Annotated in this window: 18 protein-coding genes and 1 rRNA gene; 10 read left to right on the top strand and 9 right to left on the bottom strand. The window is 50.4% G+C overall.

Features of this window, described 5'->3' with window-relative positions; translation table 11 throughout:
• Window positions 1–36 precede the first annotated feature (36 nt).
• The 6 genes from T411_RS0111605 to def form a co-directional block, all read right to left on the bottom strand.
• A complete protein-coding gene (locus tag T411_RS0111605) occupies window positions 37–594 on the bottom strand; it encodes a DUF3157 family protein (RefSeq protein ID WP_000733640.1) in 558 nt (185 codons plus the stop codon).
• A gap of 11 nt (window positions 595–605) precedes the next feature.
• Window positions 606–2,051: a TrkH family potassium uptake protein gene (locus T411_RS0111600; protein ID WP_000933527.1), complete on the bottom strand. Its 1,446-nt coding sequence runs from the start codon at window positions 2,049–2,051 to the stop codon at window positions 606–608.
• Between the two features lie 11 nt (window positions 2,052–2,062).
• Window positions 2,063–3,439, bottom strand: coding sequence for a Trk system potassium transporter TrkA (trkA, locus tag T411_RS0111595; protein ID WP_000691366.1), 1,377 nt, complete (start codon window positions 3,437–3,439; stop codon window positions 2,063–2,065).
• A 61-nt stretch (window positions 3,440–3,500) separates the two neighbouring features.
• The gene (rsmB, locus tag T411_RS0111590) at window positions 3,501–4,781 is read right to left on the bottom strand and encodes a 16S rRNA (cytosine(967)-C(5))-methyltransferase RsmB (protein WP_001102807.1); all 1,281 of its coding nucleotides are present in this window, start codon (window positions 4,779–4,781) and stop codon (window positions 3,501–3,503) included.
• 55 nt (window positions 4,782–4,836) lie between these two features.
• The gene (gene fmt, locus T411_RS0111585; protein ID WP_000083540.1) at window positions 4,837–5,784 is read right to left on the bottom strand and encodes a methionyl-tRNA formyltransferase; all 948 of its coding nucleotides are present in this window, start codon (window positions 5,782–5,784) and stop codon (window positions 4,837–4,839) included.
• 17 nt (window positions 5,785–5,801) lie between these two features.
• On the bottom strand, window positions 5,802–6,311 hold the full coding sequence (gene def / locus T411_RS0111580) for a peptide deformylase (RefSeq protein ID WP_000115010.1): 510 nt from the start codon (window positions 6,309–6,311) through the stop codon (window positions 5,802–5,804).
• 139 nt (window positions 6,312–6,450) lie between these two features.
• On the opposite strand from def, the gene T411_RS0111575 reads away from it, so the two are divergent.
• Genes T411_RS0111575 through T411_RS0111560 form a run of 4 tightly spaced genes read left to right on the top strand, consistent with a single transcriptional unit; the run spans window position 6,451 to window position 9,754 of the window.
• On the top strand, window positions 6,451–7,578 hold the full coding sequence (locus tag T411_RS0111575) for a LysM peptidoglycan-binding domain-containing protein (RefSeq protein WP_000113384.1): 1,128 nt from the start codon (window positions 6,451–6,453) through the stop codon (window positions 7,576–7,578).
• The gene (gene dprA, locus T411_RS0111570) at window positions 7,578–8,693 is read left to right on the top strand and encodes a DNA-processing protein DprA (RefSeq protein WP_000654772.1); all 1,116 of its coding nucleotides are present in this window, start codon (window positions 7,578–7,580) and stop codon (window positions 8,691–8,693) included. Before T411_RS0111575 ends, dprA begins: the two co-directional genes overlap by 1 nt.
• A 2-nt stretch (window positions 8,694–8,695) precedes the next feature.
• The gene (locus T411_RS0111565; protein ID WP_000979769.1) at window positions 8,696–9,172 is read left to right on the top strand and encodes a DUF494 family protein; all 477 of its coding nucleotides are present in this window, start codon (window positions 8,696–8,698) and stop codon (window positions 9,170–9,172) included.
• A gap of 15 nt (window positions 9,173–9,187) precedes the next feature.
• Complete coding sequence (locus T411_RS0111560; protein ID WP_000087525.1) at window positions 9,188–9,754, top strand: DNA topoisomerase family protein; 567 nt, start codon at window positions 9,188–9,190, stop codon at window positions 9,752–9,754.
• A gap of 72 nt (window positions 9,755–9,826) precedes the next feature.
• Here the strand turns inward: T411_RS0111560 and T411_RS0111555 are convergent, their stop codons facing one another.
• Together T411_RS0111555 and purE are read right to left on the bottom strand one after the other, a co-directional pair.
• Window positions 9,827–10,960 (bottom strand): 5-(carboxyamino)imidazole ribonucleotide synthase, encoded by a 1,134-nt coding sequence (locus tag T411_RS0111555; protein WP_001265400.1) that lies wholly within the window; start codon window positions 10,958–10,960, stop codon window positions 9,827–9,829.
• A gap of 3 nt (window positions 10,961–10,963) precedes the next feature.
• Window positions 10,964–11,449, bottom strand: a complete 486-nt coding sequence (purE, locus tag T411_RS0111550; RefSeq protein WP_000215768.1) for a 5-(carboxyamino)imidazole ribonucleotide mutase — start codon at window positions 11,447–11,449, stop codon at window positions 10,964–10,966.
• A 166-nt stretch (window positions 11,450–11,615) separates the two neighbouring features.
• Here purE and tsaC point away from each other — a divergent pair, with 166 nt between their 5' ends.
• From tsaC to T411_RS0111530, 4 genes are all read left to right on the top strand, one after another.
• Window positions 11,616–12,173, top strand: a complete 558-nt coding sequence (gene tsaC, locus T411_RS0111545) for an L-threonylcarbamoyladenylate synthase type 1 TsaC (RefSeq protein ID WP_001911770.1) — start codon at window positions 11,616–11,618, stop codon at window positions 12,171–12,173.
• An 18-nt stretch (window positions 12,174–12,191) separates the two neighbouring features.
• A complete protein-coding gene (gene hemF / locus T411_RS0111540; protein WP_000443976.1) occupies window positions 12,192–13,109 on the top strand; it encodes an oxygen-dependent coproporphyrinogen oxidase in 918 nt (305 codons plus the stop codon).
• A 61-nt stretch (window positions 13,110–13,170) separates the two neighbouring features.
• A complete protein-coding gene (gene aroE, locus T411_RS0111535; RefSeq protein WP_000168154.1) occupies window positions 13,171–14,007 on the top strand; it encodes a shikimate dehydrogenase in 837 nt (278 codons plus the stop codon).
• Window positions 14,004–14,279, top strand: a complete 276-nt coding sequence (locus tag T411_RS0111530; protein ID WP_001076442.1) for a DUF1488 family protein — start codon at window positions 14,004–14,006, stop codon at window positions 14,277–14,279. Before aroE ends, T411_RS0111530 begins: the two co-directional genes overlap by 4 nt.
• On the opposite strand, the gene T411_RS0111525 is transcribed toward T411_RS0111530, so the two are convergent.
• Window positions 14,260–14,811 carry a gamma carbonic anhydrase family protein gene (locus tag T411_RS0111525; RefSeq protein WP_000095101.1) on the bottom strand — a complete coding sequence of 184 codons (552 nt, stop codon included), beginning with the start codon at window positions 14,809–14,811 and terminating at the stop codon, window positions 14,260–14,262. The two genes, T411_RS0111530 and T411_RS0111525, sit on opposite strands and share 20 nt — an antisense overlap.
• A 188-nt stretch (window positions 14,812–14,999) precedes the next feature.
• Here T411_RS0111525 and T411_RS1000000121105 point away from each other — a divergent pair, with 188 nt between their 5' ends.
• Together T411_RS1000000121105 and T411_RS0111515 are read left to right on the top strand one after the other, a co-directional pair.
• Window positions 15,000–15,140: a hypothetical protein gene (locus T411_RS1000000121105; RefSeq protein ID WP_000615344.1), complete on the top strand. Its 141-nt coding sequence runs from the start codon at window positions 15,000–15,002 to the stop codon at window positions 15,138–15,140.
• 178 nt (window positions 15,141–15,318) lie between these two features.
• Window positions 15,319–15,441 (top strand): 16S ribosomal RNA (locus T411_RS0111515); the annotation flags it as partial.

The following is a 15,441-nucleotide window of genomic DNA, read 5'->3' as shown; positions in this document are numbered from 1 at the left end:
TTGACGGATAAGATGGGTAAAAGAGGAAACGCGCATTTAGCGCGTTTCAATCTGTTTGATGGTAGCGTGTAGTGTGTACTGACTCTGCTCTGCGAGGTTTAACTCCAGTGGTTTGCCTTCCACTGAAGTGCGCGGGCGTAAATAGGTTTCCGCCATTCGTTTGATCGACTGCCAAATCGTCACTTCCTGTTCTTCACTCCACACGCCTTGTGCATCCTGTACTCGAATCGCGAGACGAACCGCAATCACTGACTGACTACTCTGGTTGGTGATGGCACTGCTCAGCTTGAGCTGGCCATGCTCATAGCGCGGAGCGCTCAGTACCACATCGACGCCTGAATCACTGAGTTGCAAAACAGGGCGATGATCACCCACAGTGATTGTCACACCACTCAATGTCGGTTGAGCGATCACCGGTGCAGCGAGCACGAGAGGAGCCAGCTCGCTTGTCTGCTGGGGCTGAGTCTCTTGTGGTACATACTGCCAAGTAAAGTCATCGTTGAGCTGAATATAGCGGCCATCCTTGAGCTGTAAGGTTTCGCTTGCCCAAGTGGATAAGCTCACTATGCTGGCTACCAATATGAGTTTTTTCATTATGTTTCCTTTTAATGACGCCAGAATGCAGGGAAAAAGAGCACCAAAATCGTCAGAATTTCTAAACGTCCCATCAACATTCCAAAGCTCAAGAGCCATTTGGCGGCATCCGGTAGAGGGGCAAAGTTACCCGTTGGGCCAATGATGCTGCCCATACCTGGACCCACGTTAGCCACGGCAGTGACCGCGCCAGAGATACTGGTCACCGAATCCAATCCCATTGCCGATAACGCGCCAGCCAGTACCACGATAGTGATGAAAAACGTCAAGCCAAAGGCGACTACGGAGCGGATGATCTCTTCATTGACCGGGCGCTTGTTATAGCGCTGGATAAAAATGCCAGAAGGGTGGATGAGGTTCAGCAGTTGCTTTTTGAGCAGTGCCATCGCGATTTGGAAACGAAAGACCTTAATTCCGCCAGAGGTAGAACCCGAGCAAGCGCCGGCCATCAATAGGAAGGCAAAAATGGTTGAGGGGAGCGCGCCCCACGCGGTGAAATCATCCAGACCATAGCCCGTGGTTGTGACGACGGAGACAATGTTAAACATCGAAACTCGCAGCGCATCCAATATCGCGTAATCGTTTTTGAGCCACAACCAACCTGCGACCAGCAAACTGGAGATCATAAAGAGCCAGAAGAAGCCGCGTACCTGCTCATCTTTGAGTAGGGCTCGTGCACTCTGTTTGCGCAGAGCCTGCACAAACAGTAAAAATGGCAGGCCACCAAGAAACATAAAGAGTGTGCCAACCCAGTGCGCGCCGTGTGAGAAGCGGTTCATCGAGCTATCACTGGTCGAGTAGCCGCCGGTGGAAAGCGTGGTAAAGGCGTGATTAATCGCTTCAAACGGCGTCATACCTGTGGCGATATAGCTCAAAAAACAGAGCCCAGTCAAAACCAGATACACCGCCACAATGTTTTTCGCGACGGTTTTCGCGCGCGGGCTGCTTTTATCCGACCAATCAGACGATTCGGTTTGGAACAGCTTCATCCCCCCAACATTGAGCATCGGCAACACCGCTACCGCCATCACGATAAAGCCCACGCCACCTAACCATTGCAAAATGGAGCGCCACAACAAAATACTGGGCGGCATATCATCTAAGCCACTGAGTACCGTGGAGCCTGTGGTGGTAAGGCCGGACATGGTTTCAAAATAGGCATCGGTAAAGCTGATGTGGTTAATAAACACAAAAGGCAGAGCAGCAAATGCGCTGGCAATCGTCCATACCAAGCTGGTGATCAGGAACATATCACGTACGTTGAGCCGAAAATGTTCAGTGCGACCGATACTTAAGCAGAGAAACGCCACCAGATGGGTAATGATGACGGCTTGCGCGAAATCGAGAAAACCGCCGCTGCCAGTAAAAAATGCCACTAGAGTCGGCACGTACATGAATAGGGCTAGCTTAGACAGCACTAGCCCGATGATAAACGTAATTGGGCGTAAGTTGAGCATAGCGCCAACCTTTACAAGAAGAATGGGCTCGGCTGGAATAGCGTTTCCACGTCGGGCACATATTTTTTATCGACCAAGAACATGACGACGTGATCGTCTTGCTCGATGACAGTGCGGTCATGGGCAATCAGCACTTCTTCGCCCCGCACAATAGCGCCAATTGTCGTGCCCGGAGGCAGTTTAATATCGCCCACCGCTCGTCCTACTACCTTAGAGGTTGATTCATCGCCATGGGCAATCGCTTCAATGGCTTCTGCCGCTCCACGGCGTAATGAAGAGACGTTGACAATATCGGCGCGGCGCACGTGAGTGAGTAGCGCAGAAATGGTCGCTTGCTGCGGGGAGATCGCTACATCAATCACACCGCCTTGGACTAAATCGACATAGCCGCTGCGTTGGATAAGCACCATGGCTTTCTTGGCTCCCATGCGTTTGGCAAGCATGGCCGACATGATGTTGGTTTCATCTTCATTGGTGAGGGCGATAAACACATCGACCTGATCGATATTCTCTTCCGACAGCAGCTCTTGGTCCGCGGCATCTCCACAAAAGACGATGGTATTTTCCAACTGTTCAGATAACTGTTCCGCACGTTGGTAATTATGTTCAATCAGCTTAACGCTGTAAGTTTGCTCTAGGCGTTTAGCGAGGCTGGCACCTATGTTACCGCCGCCGACAATCATGATCCGACGATACGGTTTTTCAAGGCGCTGCAACTCACTCATCACCGAGCGAATATGGTTACTCGCGGCGACGAAAAACACTTCATCATCCGCTTCAATAATGGTGGTGCCTTGCGGACGAATTGGGCGTCCCTGACGGAAAATCGCTGCCACGCGAGTATCGATGTGCGGCATGTGATCGCGTAGGGCAGAAAGGGCGTTACCAACCAGTGGACCACCGTAATACGCTTTAACGGCCACCAAGCTGACTTTTTCTTCGGCGAAACTCACCACTTGCAGCGCGCCCGGATACTGGATCAAGCGCTCGATATAGCTGGTGACCAGTTCTTCCGGTGCAATCAGGTGATCGACCGGGACCGCGCCAGATTGAAACAGCGCTTCTTTTTCAGCGAGATATTGTGGAGAGCGGATACGCGCAATCCGGTTGGGCGTGTTAAACAGAGTAAAGGCGACCTGACAAGCGGCCATGTTGGTTTCATCGGTATTGGTGACCGCGACCAGCATGTCAGCATCTTGTGCGCCAGCTTCGCGCAGCACATCAGGGTGGCTGGCGTGACCATTGACTACACGCAAATCATATTTATCTTGTAAATCGCGCAGTCGGTCAGCGTTTTTATCGACCACAGTAATGTCGTTGTTTTCGCCTACCAAGTTTTCAGCGAGCGTACCGCCGACTTGTCCTGCACCAAGAATGATGATTTTCATAACTTGTTCTCTTTGTTTGCTCACGCCCAAGGTGAGTTGTGGCTCACCTTGGTTGACCGAATCAGTGTTGTTTGCTTAATACGGCGTAATAGAAACCGTCCATCGCTTCCTCTCCGGGAAGGATTTGGCGGCCGGGCTGCGCGGGATCGGAACCCACTAAGCGCGCATCTGGCGTGCGTTCAAGGAACGCTTTGACCTGTAGGCGGTTTTCTTGTGGTGTGATCGAGCACGTTGCGTACACCAAACTACCACCGGGTTTGAGTTGTTGCCACATCGCATCCAAAATTTCGCGCTGTAGCTCGGCTAATGCCGCGATATCGTCTGCGCGGCGCAGCCATTTGATGTCGGGATGGCGGCGAATCACGCCGGTCGCCGAGCAAGGTGCATCCAGCAAGATGCGATCAAACTGTTCGCCTTGCCACCACTGTTGCGGGTAACGCGCATCGCCACAAATCACTTGCGCAGTGAGCTCTAAACGCTGCAGGTTTTCTCGCACGCGTTTGAGGCGAGTTTCATCACAATCAATCGCAACGACTTGGCTCTCTGGTGTGCGCTCCAAGATGTGCGCAGTTTTGCCACCAGGGGCAGCGCAGCAATCTAAAATCAGCTCTCCTGCTTGCGGTGCAAGGTAAGTCAGTGCTAACTGCGCAGCGGCATCTTGTACTGAAACCCAACCTTCAGCGAAACCCGGCAGTTGGTGTACATCGCAAGGCGTTTCTAAGCACAGCGCATCTTCGGCTTGCGCATGAGGCGTAGTGACGATGCCAGCTTGTTCGAGCAGGGCTTGATACTCAGCACGAGTATGGTGTTGATGATTGACGCGTAGCCACATCGGCGCTTTGCTGTTGTTGGCTTCAACAATTTGTTGCCACTGCTCTGGGTAGCTCTCTTTGAGCAATTTCAATAACCAGCCCGGATGGCCGTAGCGCCCTGCGTCATGGCTGGTGGCTTGAGCATCTAAGCCTTCTTGGTCACGCTGATAGTTACGCAGCACCGCATTGATCAAGCCGCGCAGACGAGGGCCTTTCAAATCTTGCGCGCCTTCGACGGTTTCCCCTACCGCAGCATGTGCGGGAATGCGCATAAAGCTCAGTTGGTATAAGCCGACGAGGATCAGGAAGTGGAATACGCGTTGTTTGCCTTTCAACGGTTTTCCCATCAGAGCTTGGCTGATGGATTCCAAACGCGGCAATTGGCGCAAAACGCCATAGCAGATCTCTTGCAGCAGGGCGTGATCACGTGGGCGAATTTGCTGCTGAGCCGCAGGCAAAGCATTGGACAGTGAGTGCCCTAAATCAACCACTTGGTAAAGAGCCGACGCAGCAGCGGCGCGAACATTCATAATAAAACCTAAACAAAAAGCCAAACCCTAGCCATCCATAGGCTAGGGTTCAGGATTAACTGAGTTGGGAACCGACACTAAACCAGTCGGCACGCGCATTGAGAATATCTTGTACTGGCAAGGCTTTCTTGCCCGGAATTTGCAGGCTTTCGAGCACTAGTACATCTTGCCCGGTTGCCACGTAAATCCCGCTCTTATCTGCTTGGATAATGGTACCCGGAGTTTGAGTTACTGCTCGTGTTTCAACACGCGCTTGCCAAACCTTAATGCTGTTTTCTGCTACTTCAAAATGGCTCATCGGCCAAGGATTAAAGGCACGAATACAGCGCTCAATATGTGTCGCTGCATCACTCCAGTTAATACGCGCTTCTTCTTTGCTGAGTTTATGCGCGTAGTTCGCCAATCCATCATCTTGTTTGACCGCAACCGCTGTGCCTTGAGCGATATCTTGTAAGCACTCGAGCAGCGCTTGTGGACCAAGTTCTGCCAGTTTGTCGTACATCGAGGCACTGGTGTCGCTCGCTTCAATCGGCAGCGTCGCGATTTTCAGCATATCGCCCGTATCAAGGCCGACATCCATCTGCATGATGGTGACGCCAGTTTCGCTATCACCCGCCCAAATGGAACGCTGGATCGGCGCAGCACCCCGCCAACGCGGCAGAATCGAACCGTGCACATTAATACAGCCAAGTTTAGGTGTATCCAAAACTACTTTAGGCAGTAGCAAGCCGTAAGCCACGACCACCATTAAATCGGCGTTGAGTGCGGCAAGCTGTTGTTTAGACTCGTCTGATTTAAAGTTCTCTGGCTGATAAACCGGAACGTTGTGCTCAAGTGCAAGGGTTTTGACTGGGCTGGCGGTGAGTTTTTTGCCGCGCCCCGCTGGGCGCTCCGGTTGGGTGTAGACCGCAATAATCTCATGCTCCGAAGACAATAACGCCGCCAAGTGACGGGCGGCGAAATCCGGAGTACCTGCAAAGACAATACGTAGTGATTGGCTCAAGGTTACCTCACAGTAATTTATTTTTTCTCATTGAAGCGTTTGATTTTCTCTAGCTTCTCTTTGATGCGGTTGCGTTTGAGTGGTGACAGATAGTCAACAAACAGTTTGCCCGCGAGGTGATCGAGTTCGTGCTGTACACAGATAGCCAGTAGGTCATCTGCATCAAACTGGTACTCTTGACCATTGCGATCCAGCGCTTTTACGGTCACTTCTGCGGCGCGAGGCACTAAAGCCCGCGCACCCGGGACGGACAAACAGCCTTCTTCAATGCCATCTTCACCGCGCTTTTCGATGATCTCTGGGTTAATCAACACCATAGGCTGATCGCGAGTTTCAGAAATATCGATCACCACGATACGTTGGTGAATATCGACTTGGGTCGCCGCTAAACCGATGCCTTCTTCGGCATACATGGTTTCCAACATATCATCGACGATTTGTTGGATTTCTGGGGTGACTTGTTCGACCGGTTTCGCAACGGTACGCAGTCGATCATCTGGGAATGTTAATACTTGCAATACAGACATATACACTCGAAATGTTGAACTGTGCCGAAACAGCTTAATGCGTGTTGGCTCAATTCTAGACATTTTATGACCCAAATGACAGCATCCGGACGTGATTTCTCCGAAACCCAGTCATTTTTTCGACCAAGGAAGCAAGGTCATGGCACGATTAACCCGTTATATTACCTACGCTTTATTGCCTTTCACTCTGCTCAGTGGACAGGTGACCGCCGATGAGCAAACGCCGCTGGCACTCAAACCAAATGCACCGACCACCTATACCGTGGTGAAAGGTGACACCTTGTGGGATATTTCCGCTTTGTATCTCGACAGTCCATGGCTGTGGCCAAGACTTTGGCAAGTGAACCCAGAAATTGATAACCCACATTTGATCTACCCCGGTGATAAATTGACGCTGTTTTGGCGTGATGGGCAACCCGTACTCAGTCTAAAACCGATGCGCAAACTGAGCCCGCAAGTGCGTGTGTTGGAGAAACAAGCTGTTCCGACTGTGCAAGAAGGCTTGGTGCTGCCTTATTTACAATCTGACCGTTTGATGGCGAAAACCGCCTTGCAAGGTAGCGTGCGTGTGATTGGCTCCAGTGAGGGGCGTCAATATCTCACCAAGCAAGATCAGCTTTACATCTCCGGTGTACACAGCGAGAAAAAGTGGGGGATTTATCGCGAGGTAGCACAGTATCAACGTGATGATGAAGTCATGGTGGCGCTGCGTTTAGTGGCGGTGGGTGAATTGGCGATGACTGGGGGCAACTTTAGTGGACTAAGCTTGCTAGAGCAAAATCAAGAGATTTTAGCCAATGATATTGCTTTGCCAGAAGTCGATCTTGAGGAGCGCCAACTGTCGACAACCTTCTATCCGCAGCCAGCGCCTGCAGGGAGTGAAGCTCGCATTCTGGGTTCGCTTGAAGGGAGTCAATACGCCGGACAGAATCAAGTGGTGGTGATTGACCAAGGCCGCAGTGATGGCGTCGCGCAAGGCAGTATGTTTGAACTGTATCAAGCCGCAGTCCAAGTCAAAGCTAAGCAAGATTCGTCTACTTTCCTGTCTGAGCGTTCGAACACGGACGTACAGTTACCAAGTGTAAAAGTGGGCGCTTTGATGGTGATTCGCCCTTATGAGCGTTTTAGCTTGGCACTGATTACTAACAGTTCGGCACCGATCAGTGCTGAAGTGCACGCACTGTCTCCGCAGGCAGAGCCTCAAACCGAGCAGCCAGATGTAGTGCAATTGTCTGAACAAATCGATTTGGTTGATGATGCCAGTTAATGAAAGATCAGGATTTAGCGGCATGGTTGGCGCTCTGTTTTACTCCTAAACTAGGCAGCAAAACCATTTCTCACCTGCTTGCGACCCGTTTGCCAGCCCAGTTGCAAAGTTTTACGCCTAAGCAATGGTTGGCCTGCGGGCTTAAGCCCGAACAACTGGTGTTTTTAACCACTCAAGCGGCTAAACAAGCCGAGCAGTGTTTGCAATGGCGATCAGCAGCCAATAACCGCTATATCGTCACTCCTCATTGCCCGCTTTACCCTCGTTTATTGAAAGAGATTAACTCATCGCCTCCCGTCCTGTTTATTGAAGGAATATGGGAAGCGGTGCATGACCCTGCGGTGGCTATCGTCGGTAGCCGCAATGCCAGTGTTGATGGGCGGCAGATCGCTCGCCAGTTTGCCACTGAGCTCGCGCAGTCAGGTTTAGTGGTCACCAGTGGTTTAGCGCTTGGTATTGATGGCTATGCGCACGATGGCGCTTTGCAAGCACAAGGGCAAACCGTAGCAGTATTAGGTTCAGGGCTGGCGCAGGTTTACCCCAAACAGCATCAAGGGTTAGCGGAGCGAATCATCGCCCAAGGGGCCTTGGTTTCTGAGTTTGCCCCTCACACACCGCCTAAAGCCGATCACTTTCCGCGCCGTAACCGAATTATCAGCGGCTTATCGCTCGGTGTTGTGGTGGTAGAAGCTGCGGAGAAAAGCGGCTCACTCATCACTGCACGCTACGCGGCTGAGCAAGGGCGTGAGGTCTTTGTGGTTCCCGGATCAATTTTTAATGCCGCCAGCCAAGGTAGCAACCAATTGATTCGCCAAGGCGCTTGTTTGGTGCAAAGTGTGCAACAAATTCATCAAGAGCTCAAAAATGCGCTGACTTGGTCACTCTCTGAACAAGTTCCTTATCAAGCAACACTTTTTTCTGCTGTACAGAGCGATGAAGAATTGCCATTTCCCGAGCTGTTAGCTAACGTAGGAATAGAAGCTACACCTATTGATATTCTCGCAAGCCGGACCCAGATACCGGTGCAAGATATCATGATGCAGCTCTTGGAGCTTGAGCTCCTTGGGCATGTGGTTGCAGTACCTGGTGGCTATATTAGAAAGGGGAGAGGCTAGCTATGATGATGGATATTTTGATGTATCTGTTCGAAACCTACGTCCATAGCGATGCAGATTTGCAAGTGGATCAGGACCAGCTGGAAGATGAACTGCTGCGTGCTGGGTTTCACCAAAAAGACATCTACAAGGCCCTCCACTGGTTGGAAGAGCTGGCGGCTTTGCAACAAACCGATGCACAAACTGCAATTGCGAAAAGTGCACCCACTTCAATGCGTATTTACGCGCCGGAAGAGATTGAACGACTGGATCTCGAATCGCGTGGTTTCCTGCTGTTTCTTGAACACATCAATGTGCTGACCCCAGAAACTCGTGAAATGGTGATCGACCGTGTCATGGGATTAGAAACCGATGAGTTTGAGCTTGATGACCTGAAATGGATCATCCTGATGGTGCTGTTCAATGTCCCGGGTAATGAAAATGCTTACACAGTGATGGAAGAGCTGCTGTACAGCAAAGAACAAGGCATTTTGCATTAAGCGTGTGATGTGTCTATGAGTCGTAAAATTGACCCGCAACTGTTTGCCGCTCATGAGCATGCGCTGCAATCTTCCCCTTGTCCGCAATGTGGCGCAGCATTACAACTGCGCCACGGCAAACATGGTCCTTTTTTAGGTTGCACTGCATACCCAGAGTGTGACTACATCAAACCTCTGCATCAAAATGATGGGCATATCATCAAAGAACTCGGTGTGCCTTGCCCTGAATGTGGACATGAACTGGTGCTGCGCCAAGGTCGTTACGGGATGTTTATTGGCTGTAGCCACTACCCGCAGTGCCACCATATCGAGTCGATGGATTCCCCTTCGCAAGAGGAAACATCGCCAGATATCCTTTGCCCGGAATGCGGCAAAGGCCACCTTATCGAACGCAAATCTCGCTTCGGTAAACTGTTTTATGCGTGTGATGCGTATCCTAAGTGTAAGTTTGCTTTAAATAGTAAACCGATTGCTCAGGCTTGTGCTCAGTGTGGCTTTACGGTGATGGTGGAAAAGAAAAGTGCAGCAGGCATGCGCTATCAATGCGCTAATCGTCAATGTGGGCATATTCAGGAATGCTAGCTTCATCATGCTCATCGCATACAAAGTTAAAGCCGCGTTAGACGCGGCTTTATTGCATTAGTGGGGTATGGATTAAGGCTGAATTTCCTTTGCTACGGCGTGTACGGCAGGAAAAGCCTTTTCATCTAACACAGTCGCTAATTGGCATAATTTGCGTTGCAACTCACCACTGTAATCGGCGGTCACATTGATATGCCCCATCTTGCGTCCTGAGCGCTTGGCCTTGCCGTACCAATGTACGTGGCAGCCTTCCAGTGCCAATACTTCTGCGGGCAGCTGATCTTCACCAAGAATATTAATCATCGCGGTCTCACGAACCAGTTTGGTGCTACCCAGCGGTAAGCCACACACTGCGCGTAAGTGGTTTTCGAACTGACAGGTTTCCGCACCTTGCTGAGTCCAGTGACCGGAGTTATGAACTCGTGGTGCAATTTCATTGACCAGTAACTGGCCTTGTACTTCAAAAAACTCCAGCGCTAATACACCGACATAATTGAGCTGCTCGGCTACCGCTTTAAACATGGCTTTCGCTTGAGTTTGTAGCGCAGGAGCATCAATGGCGGTAGAAAGGCTCAACACACCTTGGGTATGAACGTTCTCCGCTAAAGGATACACCACAACATCGCCGACTAGGTTACGTGCACCGACCAGTGACACTTCGCGATCAAAAGCGACAAATTCTTCTGCCACAATTGCTTGTTCGGGGTTGGCTGCCAGATATTGCGCAAGTTCTTGCCAAACCGATTCGATCTGCGTTGGTTCTTTCAAGCGCCATTGGCCTTTTCCATCGTAGCCTCCGAGTGCACTTTTCAGCACCATAGGCAATCCAATCTCGGCGATGGCTGAGGTTAGGTCGTCTCGGCTGCGGATCATCGTATAACGTGCATTCGCCACTTGGGCGCGATCCAGCAAGGCTTTTTCTAAACGACGATCGCCGCCAGCTTTGATAGCTTCAGCGCTTGGGTAAAGTTTGCCACTGCGTGCACAGAGATCGAGGATCGGATGCGGAATGTGTTCAAACTCAGCGGTGATCACATCGACTTGTTCAATCGCTTGCTCCAATCCATGCCCAAGCACAGTTTGCGTTAAGGGGTGCACAATGTTTTCGCTACCCACATCAAAAGCGATCGTTTCAATATTGAGCGGTGCTCCGGCGAGCGACATCATGCGCGCCAGCTGACCAGCGCCGAGAACCAACACACGCATCTGTTACTCCTCAGCCGGATTTGGGTTATCCAACACAGATTGAGTCTGCTTAGCGCGGAAAGCTTCCACTTTACTCATCACTTCTGGGTTATGAATGCCGATGATTTGTGCGGCAAGTAATCCTGCATTAGCGGCACCAGCTTCACCAATGGCGAGCGTACCCACCGCAATGCCTTTTGGCATCTGCACAATGGAGTATAACGAGTCGAGCCCAGACAGAGCGCGAGATTGAACGGGCACGCCTAACACTGGCAAGCTAGTGAATGCGGCGGTCATTCCGGGAAGATGCGCAGCGCCGCCCGCTCCAGCGATGATCACTTGTAAACCGCGTTCTTTGGCGCTAGAGGCATAGTCGGCCAAAAGATGAGGAGTTCGGTGCGCAGAAACCACTTTAGTCTCGTAAGCCACACCAAACTGGTCAAGCATCTCTGCTGCGTGTTTCATGGTTGGCCAGTCTGACTTGGAACCCATGATAATACCGACTGTCATCTCAAACTCCTTCAGTGTTATTTATCGGACAAGCAAGCCCGCTTGCGGCGCATTATACGGGGATTTTTTTCTCAAGCAAACGTTTGCTTTTTCTGGTTGATGAGAAGAACTGGTCAATTGCTCCACGATTTGTACACTGAGCACAAATGAAAGAGGAGTGGCTCTGGTGGAGAATCTACAACAGGCGGTGGATGCGCTGCGCAAAGGTTGCGTTATTGCCTATCCAACCGAAGGGGTGTTTGGTTTGGGGTGTGATCCGGATAACCAAACCGCTATGCTGCGCTTATTGGCGATCAAGCAGCGCCCCGTGGAAAAAGGGGTGATCTTAATTGCCGCTAGCTATGCGCAGTTGCGCCCTTATGTCGATGAAACGCAATTAACCGCAGAGCAACTGACACAAGTGCTGGCTTCATGGCCCGCGCCACTGACTTGGGTCATGCCAGCCAGCGGTGATACGCCAAGCTGGGTTCGTGGTCAGTTTGATACCGTTGCCGTGCGTGTTTCGGATCATCCGGTCGTTCAGAAGTTATGTCTCGCCTTTGGGAAGCCACTGACGTCAACCAGTGCTAATCTAAGTGGCCAGCCCGCGTGCGTAACTCAACAAGAAGTCATGGTTCAGCTAGGCAATCAGATTGCTGTGGTAGTAGAAGGGAAGACCAGTGGCCGTCATGGACCGAGCGAAATTCGTGATGCTCGCAGCTTACAAGTGTTAAGACAGGGATAACCCTGCGCAGGAGAGAATGTGGAGTCGATAGTCGATAAACAAGCAGTGAAGCACTTTTTACTGCAGCTACAAGATAAGATTTGCCAACAATTGGAAGCCACAGATGGCCAAGCGCAATTTATTGAAGATGCGTGGCAGCGTGAACCGGGTGAGAAACTGGGTGGTGGTGGCCGTACGCGAGTCATGCGTGAGGGCGCTGTTTTCGAACAGGGTGGCGTGAACTTTTCCCATGTATTTGGTGAGCAGATGCCTGCCTCTGCGACGGCCCATCGTCCAGAATTGGCAGGTCGCCGCTTTGAAGCCATGGGCGTTTCTCTGGTCATGCACCCGAAAAATCCGTATGTTCCGACCTCTCATGCCAATGTGCGCTTTTTTATTGCTGAAAAAGAGGGCGAAGCTCCGATCTGGTGGTTTGGTGGTGGTTTTGACCTTACGCCGTTTTATCCCTTTGTTGAGGATGGCCAGCACTGGCATCAAACTGCTAAAAATATCTGCGCCCCTTTTGGGTCAGAAATCTATAACGAACATAAAGCATGGTGTGATCGCTATTTCTACTTACCACACCGCAATGAAACACGCGGCATCGGCGGATTGTTTTTTGATGATCTCAATGAATGGTCATTCGAGCAATGTTTCGCTTATATGCAGGCGGTCGGCGAAGGTTATACCCAAGCTTATGTGCCGATTGTCGAAAAACGCAAAAACACGCCCTTTACAGAGCGCGAGCGCCAATTTCAACTCTATCGTCGCGGTCGATACGTTGAATTTAACTTGGTGTTGGATCGCGGCACGCTGTTTGGCCTTCAAACCGGTGGGCGTACCGAATCAATCTTGATGTCGATGCCTCCCTTAGCGCGTTGGGAATACGCATATCAACCGCAAGCAGGAACGCCAGAAGCCAAGCTAAGCGAGTTTTTAGTGCCTCGTGAATGGTGACAGGCAAGGTTCTGAGTGATAGGGTCGCGCAAGTGACCCTTTTGATTGTTTAGGCAAGGATATGGCTTCTCAAATCGATCAGTATGCCGTTTTTGGTAACCCCATTAATCACAGTAAATCCCCTTTTATTCATACGCTGTTTGCACGACAAACTCAGCAGTCCATGATCTATACCGCACAGTGCGTGCCAGTGGATGGGTTTACTGAGGCGGCGAAACATTTTTTTGCGCAAGGTGGACGAGGTTGTAATGTTACCGTGCCATTTAAAGAGGAGGCGTACCGCTTTGCCGATCGCTTAACGGAGCGCGCGCGTTTAGCCGGTGCGGTAAACACGTTAAAAAAGCTGGATGATGGCGAAATACTCGGAGACAACACCGATGGTGAAGGCTTAGTGCAAGATCTACTCGCGCAGCAAGTGCTACTGAAAGGCGCGACGATTTTGTTGATTGGTGCTGGTGGTGCGGCGCGTGGCGTGCTCAAGCCGTTATTAGATCAGCAGCCGGCCTCTATTACCGTCACGAATCGTACCTTTGCGAAAGCGGAGCAGTTGGCTGAGCTTGTGGCCGCTTATGGTGAGGTAAAGGCGCAAGCGTTCGAACAGCTTAAACAAAGTTATGATGTGATCATCAACTCGACCTCTGCCAGTCTCGATGGCGAATTGCCTGCGATTGATCCGGTGATCTTTTCATCTCGCTCCGTCTGCTATGACATGATGTATGGCAAAGGCTATACCGTGTTTAATCAATGGGCGCGACAACATGGCTGCGCGCAAGCGATCGATGGCTTAGGCATGTTAGTGGGACAAGCGGCTGAAAGTTTTATGCTATGGCGTGGTTTACGTCCGGGCACGAAACAAATTTTGCGTGAACTGCGTAAAAATCTAGAAGGTGCGCTATGAACCAATCCATCTTGTTTCCCGATTTACAGCATTGGGATGAGGCAAAACAAGCTGTTGTATTTTTTGCTCAGCAAAACGGAGCATTAATCGAATGTCTTGTGGCGCGACAAGTTCTACAAGAGCTCTCAGGTGAAGCTTTAGCAGAATCGCAACACGTGATGACGGCCTTCAGTGAGTGGCGTTTTGACCTAGAGGAACTCGCCGAACAGGCGATTGAAAACGAAATGTTTAACTCTCTAGGCCAAATTGAGATCACTCGCGAACGGTTTTAACGTCATTCAGATAGTCATTCTTACTCTGAACATAATTACTGGACGATTTAACGAGAAAAGCACGCTCCTTATCACTGAGAGGACGTGCTTGCTTGACCGGGCTACCCATGTACAGAAAGCCACTTTCGAGCCTTTTCCCGGGCGGAACTAAACTTCCCGCACCGATCATGACATCATTTTCAATCACCGCCCCGTCTAACACGATAGACCCCATGCCGACGAGAACTCGATCATGAATGGTGCAGCCGTGCAGCATAACCTTATGGCCAATGGTCACATCATCCCCAATGCATAACGGATACCCATTCGGGTTTTCGGCATTTTTGTGAGTGACATGCAGTACCGAACCATCTTGAATATTGGTGCGTTTACCAATCCGAATATGGTTAACATCGCCCCGTGCTGCCACTAAAGGCCAAATACTGGCATCGTCGCCCAGTTCTATATCACCCACAAGCACAGCACTGCTATCTACATAAACCCCTTCACCAAGCTTGGGCACTATGCCTTTGTAGCTACGAATTGAACTCATCATTTCACCCTTTTATAAGCAAGTGGTAGGTATAGTAGATGGCTTAATCATTAACAAATAGCCTGTTCTGCCTAAAACATCACCAAGTGCTCGAAAACTTTAAAAAACTTCTAAAAAGTACTTGCCAATATAACTAGGTTCTCTATAATCCGCCCTCACTGATACGGCAGACGCAGTAAGCGTTAGCAGTGATTCAGCTCGGTGTTTTAGGTCGCGAAATCGCCAACGAAAATAAACTGAAAAAAGTGTTTGACACAACAGTTTATCTCGCTAAAATGGCCGCCTATTCTGAAGCAGACTGCAAAGAAGAACGCTCTTTAACAATATAAACCAATCAATCTGTGTGGGCACTCGTTGATGATAATCAAAAAGATTTATCAATGAACTGAGTGACCATTTGAATGAGCAATCATTCAGCACAGTCAATTCAACATTACTTCGCTTTTTAATTAAGCAAAGAATGTAATCAGTATTCATTGAGCCGAAGCGAAAGCTTCAAAAAACTTTTAATTGAAGAGTTTGATCATGGCTCAGATTGAACGCTGGCGGCAGGCCTAACACATGCAAGTCGAGCGGCAGCACAGAGGAACTTGTTCCTTGGGTGGCGAGCGGCGGACGGGTGAGTAATGC

The organism is Vibrio cholerae ATCC 14035, from assembly GCF_000621645.1.
GTDB classification, from domain to species: Bacteria; Pseudomonadota; Gammaproteobacteria; order Enterobacterales; family Vibrionaceae; genus Vibrio; species Vibrio cholerae.
Note: the sequence above shows the minus strand (reverse complement) of the source record. Positions and strands in the feature narration are given on the sequence as shown.

What these genes read in the sequence shown, in the direction of transcription:
- T411_RS0111605 (WP_000733640.1), bottom strand. Translation starts at nt 594, where the DNA reads ATGAAAAAACTCATATTGGTAGCCAGCATAGTGAGCTTATCCACTTGG.
- T411_RS0111600 (WP_000933527.1), bottom strand. Translation starts at nt 2,051, where the DNA reads ATGCTCAACTTACGCCCAATTACGTTTATCATCGGGCTAGTGCTGTCT.
- trkA (WP_000691366.1), bottom strand. Translation starts at nt 3,439, where the DNA reads ATGAAAATCATCATTCTTGGTGCAGGACAAGTCGGCGGTACGCTCGCT.
- rsmB (WP_001102807.1), bottom strand. Translation starts at nt 4,781, where the DNA reads ATGAATGTTCGCGCCGCTGCTGCGTCGGCTCTTTACCAAGTGGTTGAT.
- def (WP_000115010.1), bottom strand. Translation starts at nt 6,311, where the DNA reads ATGTCTGTATTGCAAGTATTAACATTCCCAGATGATCGACTGCGTACC.
- T411_RS0111575 (WP_000113384.1), top strand. Translation starts at nt 6,451, where the DNA reads ATGGCACGATTAACCCGTTATATTACCTACGCTTTATTGCCTTTCACT.
- dprA (WP_000654772.1), top strand. Translation starts at nt 7,578, where the DNA reads ATGAAAGATCAGGATTTAGCGGCATGGTTGGCGCTCTGTTTTACTCCT.
- T411_RS0111565 (WP_000979769.1), top strand. Translation starts at nt 8,696, where the DNA reads ATGATGATGGATATTTTGATGTATCTGTTCGAAACCTACGTCCATAGC.
- T411_RS0111560 (WP_000087525.1), top strand. Translation starts at nt 9,188, where the DNA reads ATGAGTCGTAAAATTGACCCGCAACTGTTTGCCGCTCATGAGCATGCG.
- T411_RS0111555 (WP_001265400.1), bottom strand. Translation starts at nt 10,960, where the DNA reads ATGCGTGTGTTGGTTCTCGGCGCTGGTCAGCTGGCGCGCATGATGTCG.
- purE (WP_000215768.1), bottom strand. Translation starts at nt 11,449, where the DNA reads ATGACAGTCGGTATTATCATGGGTTCCAAGTCAGACTGGCCAACCATG.
- aroE (WP_000168154.1), top strand. Translation starts at nt 13,171, where the DNA reads ATGGCTTCTCAAATCGATCAGTATGCCGTTTTTGGTAACCCCATTAAT.
- T411_RS0111530 (WP_001076442.1), top strand. Translation starts at nt 14,004, where the DNA reads ATGAACCAATCCATCTTGTTTCCCGATTTACAGCATTGGGATGAGGCA.
- T411_RS0111525 (WP_000095101.1), bottom strand. Translation starts at nt 14,811, where the DNA reads ATGAGTTCAATTCGTAGCTACAAAGGCATAGTGCCCAAGCTTGGTGAA.